The following is a 5,552-nucleotide window of genomic DNA, read 5'->3' as shown; positions in this document are numbered from 1 at the left end:
AGGCGGGCCAGGCCCACCATGACCGTGAACATCACCGGCTGAACGACGTCCACCCGCTCGAAGGAGGGCGCGCCCGGCTCACCGCGCAGGACGTCGAGGACCGACCAGCCCGCGAGGCGCTCGACCTCCGCCGAGCACTCCGCCACCGACTTCGCGAACACCGGGAACGCGTCGAGCAGTTCGACACCCATCCGCTCCCACTGCCAGCCCTGCCCCGGGAACACCAGCACCGGCCGCGCCGTCGCACCGACCGTGCCCGTCACGGCGTTGCCCGCGACCTCACCCCCGGCCGCGAACGCCTCCAAACCGGCGAGCAGTTCGGCGCGGTCGGCACCGACCACGGCCAGACGATGACCCAGCACCGGCTTCCCGGCCAACGCCCGACCCACCACCGCAGGCTCCACACCCGTACCGGCGAACTCCGCCAACCGCGCCGCCTGCGCCCGCAGACCACCCGCACTGCCACCCGACACCAACCACGCCGACACCCCCGTCACACCGGGCTCGCCGTCCTCGACAGGGACCTCGACCTCGGGAGCCTCCTCCACGATCACATGCGCGTTCGTACCACTCGCCCCGAACGACGAGACACCCGCACGACGCGTGCGCTCCCCACGAGTCCAGGCCACGGGTTCGGTCAGCAGCGAGACGGACCCCGCCGACCAGTCCACGAACGGCGACGGCTCCTCGGCGTGCAGCGTGCGCGGCAGCTCCTCCCGCTGCAACGCCATCACCATCTTGATGACGCCACCCACACCGGCCGCGCTCTGGGCGTGGCCGATGTTGGACTTCAGCGAGCCGAGGTGGACCGGCGCATCGGCCGACCGGTCCTGTCCATAGGTCGCGATCAGGGCCTCGGCCTCGATCGGGTCGCCCAGCTTGGTGCCGGTGCCGTGCGCCTCGATCGCGTCGACGTCCCCGGCCTCCAGGCCCGCATCCGCGAGCGCCGCCCGGATCACCCGCTGCTGCGAGGGGCCGTTCGGCGCGGTGAGGCCGTTGCTGGCGCCGTCCTGGTTGATGGCGCTGCCCCGGACGACGCCGAGCACCCGGTGACCCAACCGCCGTGCGTCCGACAGCCGTTCGAGCGCCAGCAGGCCGATGCCCTCACCCGCGCTGAAGCCGTCCGCGGCGGCGCTGAACGGCTTGCACCGGCCGTCGCCGGCCAGTCCGCGCTGCCGGGAGAACTCGGTGAACGCCACGGGGCTGGCCAGCACCGTCACACCGCCGGCCAGGGCCAGCGTGCACTCGCCCTTGCGCAGCGCCTGGACGGCCAGGTGCAGGGCGACCAGCGACGACGAGCACGCGGTGTCCACGGTCACCGCCGGGCCCTCGAACCCCAGGGAGTAGGAGACCCGCCCGGACAGCACGCTGGACAGGTTCCCGGTCAGCGCGTAGCCCTCGACGTTCTCGGGGACCCGGCCCGGGTCCGCGACGTAGTACGAGCCGGACGCGCCGACGAAGACGCCGGTCCGGCTGCCCTTCGAGGCCAGCGGGTCGATTCCGGCGCGCTCCAGCGCCTCCCAGGAGACCTCCAGCAGCAGCCGCTGCTGGGGGTCCATGGCCAGCGCCTCACGCGGCGAGATCCCGAAGAACTCCGCGTCGAAGCCCGCCACGTCGTCCAGGAACCCGCCCCGGCGCGTGTAGGACTTCCCGGACCGCGAGGGGTCCGGGTCGTACAGGTCCTCCGGCCAGCCCCGGTCGGTCGGGAACTCCGAGGTCGCGTCCACGCCCTCGGCGAGCAGCTCCCACAGCTCCTCCGGCGAACCCACCCCGCCCGGGAAGCGGCAGGCCATCCCGACCACCGCGATCGGCTCGCGGGCGGCGTCGATCAGCCGCCGGTTCTCCTTGTGGAGCCGCTCGGTCTCCTTGAGCGAGGTGCGCAGCGCCTCGACGATCTCCTGGTTCGACGTTGTCATCCCGGTCACTCCGCTTTCGCCACGATCTGGGTCAGGGCCTGTCTGGGGTCAGGGCCCGTCTCGTTCAGGAACTGTCTCGGTCAGGAGTCGCGGTCGCCGCGGGCCATGCGCAGGAGGTCCTCCACCGACATCGCGTCGATCCGGCTGGGCTCCTCAACCTCCTGCGGGGCCGCCTCGGCCGGCTCCGGGTCCTGCTGGGCCTGCTCCGCGTCGGGGAACTGGCCGAGCAGGTGGTCGGTCAGCGCCTCCGCCGTGGGGTGGTCGAACACGGCCACCGGCGAGAGCCGGAGCCCGGCGGTGCCGACGATCCGGTTGCGCAGTTCGACGGCGGTGACCGAGTCGATGCCGAAGTCCTTGAACGCGGTGCCGGGGCTGATGCTCCCGGCGTTGGAGAAGCCGAGCACGGTGGCCAGTTCGGCGCGCACCAGGTCGAGCACGGTGCTGCGGCGCCGGTTCGGTTCGAGCTCGGTCAGCTGGGCCAGCCGGGTCGCGGCGGGCGACTCGGTGCCGGCCGGGGCGGTCGCGGCGGTGACGAGTTCGGCGACGAAGGGGTGCGGCCGGGTGGCGTTGAAGCGTTCGGCGAAGCGGTCCCAGTCGACGTTGGCGATCGCCACGGTGGTGTCGCCGTGGCCCAGCGCCTGGAGTAGGGCCATCACCCCCAGGTGCGGGGTCATCAGGTCCATGCCGCCGAGGCCGACCCGCTCGACGAAGTCCTGCTCGCCGGCCATGCCCTGGCCCGACCAGGCGCCCCAGGCGATCGAGGTGGTGGTGCGGCCCCGGGCCCGGCGGTGCCGGGCGAAGGCGTCCAGGTAGGCGTTGCCCGCCGCGTAGGCGCCCTGGCCCACGTTGGGGACCATGCTGCCGGCCGAGGAGTAGAGCACGAAGGCGTTCAGGTCGAGGTCGGCGGTGAGCTCGTCGAGGTTGGCCACGGCCCGGGTCTTGGGCAGCAGCACCCGCTCCAGCTGGTCGGCCGCCATGGTGTTGACCGGCCCGTCGTCCACCACGCCGGCGGTGTGGAAGACGGCGCGCAGCGGGCGTTCGGCGGGGATGCCGTCGATCACCCGGGCCAGGGACTCCCGGTCGGTGATGTCGCAGGCCGTGACGGTGACACTGGACGCGCCCAACCCGGTGAGCTCGGCGACGAGTTCGGCCGCGCCGGGGGCGTCCGGGCCCTGCCGGCCGACCAGCAGGACGTGTCCGCCCTGCCGGGAGAGCCAGCGGGCGACGTGGCCGCCGAGGGCGCCGGTGCCGCCGGTGACCAGCGAGGTGCCCTCGGGCCGGAACGGGGTGGCCGGCGCGTCGTCGGCCACCGGGTCGCGGACGATCCGGCGGGCCAGCAGGCCGGTGGCGCGCAGCGCGAGCTGGTCCTCCTCGTCGACCCCGGCGAGGGCGGCGCACAGCAGCGCGCCACTCGTCGCGTCCAGGGCGGGCGGCAGGTCGATCACGCCGGCCAGCCGCTGGGGGGTCTCCAGGCCGGCGACCCGGCTGAGGCCCCAGACGTGGGCCTGCAGCGGGTGGGTGAGCCGCTCGTCGTCCGTGGTCGCGACCGCGCCGCGGGTGGCCGACCAGAGCCGGGCCTCGCAGGAGGCGTCGTCCATGGCCTGGAGCAGGCGCACGGTGGCGAGCAGGCCGGCCGGGACGGCCGGGTGTTCCGGGTGTGCGGACTCGTCGAGCGCGAGCAGCGACAGCACGCCGTTGACGGGCGCGCCGGTGAACGCCTCGATCAGGGCGGAGCGGTCGGCCCCGGTGGTGTCGACCGGGAGCAACTGGGCCTTGCCGCCGTGCTCGTCGATCTCCCGGACGCAGGCGGTCACCAGGTCGTGGCCGAGCAGCCCGTCCGGCGCGGCGACCAGCCAGACGCCGGAGAGTCCGTCGGCGGCGGAGCCGGCGTCGACGGTCAGCGGGCGCCACACCGAGCGGTAGCGCCAGGCGTTGATGACAGCGGCCTCGCGGCGCTGCTGCCACCAGTGCGAGAGCGTCGGCAGCACGGCCCGCAGCGCGTCGTGCTCCGCGTCCGCCGTGAGCCCCAGAAGTCCGGCCAGTTCCCCGGTGTCGGCTTGCTCGACGATCCGCCAGAAGCGCTTCTCCACCTGGTCGGTGCCGGTCGGGGCGCCGGCGCTCTCCTCCTCGCCGTCGAGCGGCAGGTCGAGCGGCTGCCCGCCCGCCGGGGCGGGGTGCAGGGCGGTCCAGTTGACCGCGACCCCGGCGGCCCAGACCCGGGCGGCGCCGGTCAGGAACTGGGCGAGGGTGTCGTCGTCGCGGCGCAGGGTGCCGGTGACGGTCACCGGGCCGTCGGTGGCGGCCGTCGCGCGCGCCTCGGCGGTCTCGCCGATGCCCATGGTCAGCACCGGGTGGGCGCTGGCCTCGATGAAGACGGTGAACCCGTCGTCCAGCAGCGCGGTGACGGCGTCCTGGAAGCGCACCGGGTTGCGCAGGTTCTCCAGCCAGTAGGAGCCGTCCAGGGTGGTGGTGTCGACCACCGCGCCGGTCAGCGTGGAGTACATCGGGATCCGGGAGGCGCGCGGTTCCACCCGGCCGAGCGCCCGCAGGACCTGCTCGCGGATGGCCTCGACGTGCGGGGTGTGCGAGGCGTAGTCCACGGGGATGCGCCGCACCCGCACGCCGGCGGTCTCGCAGTGCGCCAGGAACTCCTCGGCGGCCGCCACCTCGCCGGCCACCACGGTGCCGGACGGCCCGTTGACGGCGGCCAGCCAGAGCCGGTCCGGCCACCGCCCGACCAGTTCGGCGACCCGGTCCGTACCGGCCGCGACCGACAGCATCGCGCCCTGCCCGGCGAGTTCCACCAGGGCCGCGGAGCGGGCCACGACGACCCGGACGGCGTCCTCGACGCTCAGCGCCCCGGCCGCGCAGGCCGCCGCGATCTCGCCCTGGGAGTGGCCGACCACGGCCGCCGGGCGGACCCCGGCCGACTCCCAGAGCCGGGCCAGACCCAGCATCACCGAGAACATCACCGGCTGCACGACGTCCACCCGTTGGAAGGAGGGCGCGTCCGGCTCGCCGCGCAGCACCGCGAGCACCGACCAGCCGGCCGACTCCTCGACCAGCCCGGAGCACTCGCTCACCGCGGCGGCGAAGACCGGCGAGGCCTCCAGCAGCCGGGCGCCCATCCGCTCCCACTGCCAGCCCTGGCCGGGGAAGACCAGGACGGGCCGGGCGTCGCCGGGCGCGCTGCCCGACACGGCCGTGCCGGCCAGCTCACCGCGGTCGGCGAACGCGCCCAGCGCGTCCAGCAGCCGGGTACCGTCCTCGCCGACCAGCGCCAGCCGGTGCGGCCGGCCGGGGTGCCCGGCCAGCGCCCGGGCCACCGCGCCGGGCTCCGGCGTTCCGGCGGCGACGAGGTCGCGCAGCCGTCCGGCGCGGGCCCGCAGTTCCGCCGCGGTGGGCGCGGAGAGCGGCCAGCAGGTGGCCGGGGTCGCCGGGAAGTCCTTGTACCAGTACGGCTGGTGCTCCCACGGGTAGGCCGGCAGGGCGACGACGGCGGCGCCGTCCTCCCCGGGCCGGGCCGGGACGGGCCGCACCCCGGCGGCGAACAGGCGGGCCGCCAGCAGGGCCGCGGTGCCGTCCTCGGCCGGAAGCGTGACGACCTGGTCGCAGTCCTCGGTGGGGTCCTGCCGC

At 75.1% G+C, this 5,552-nt stretch carries 2 protein-coding genes; both read right to left on the bottom strand.

What is annotated here, in order from left to right:
* Positions 1 to 1,916 (bottom strand): type I polyketide synthase (locus ABD308_RS15275; protein ID WP_344333848.1); only part of this gene is annotated, 1,916 nt, incomplete at its 3' end.
* Between the two features lie 80 nt (positions 1,917 to 1,996).
* A partial coding sequence (locus ABD308_RS15270) for an SDR family NAD(P)-dependent oxidoreductase (RefSeq protein WP_344333846.1) occupies positions 1,997 to 5,552 on the bottom strand: 3,556 nt, incomplete at its 5' end.

It is taken from the genome of Kitasatospora putterlickiae, from assembly GCF_039527695.1.
In the GTDB taxonomy this organism is placed as follows: Bacteria; Actinomycetota; Actinomycetes; order Streptomycetales; family Streptomycetaceae; genus Kitasatospora; species Kitasatospora putterlickiae.
The sequence above is the reverse complement of the archived record's forward strand: the minus strand, read 5'-3'. Positions and strand labels throughout refer to the sequence as shown.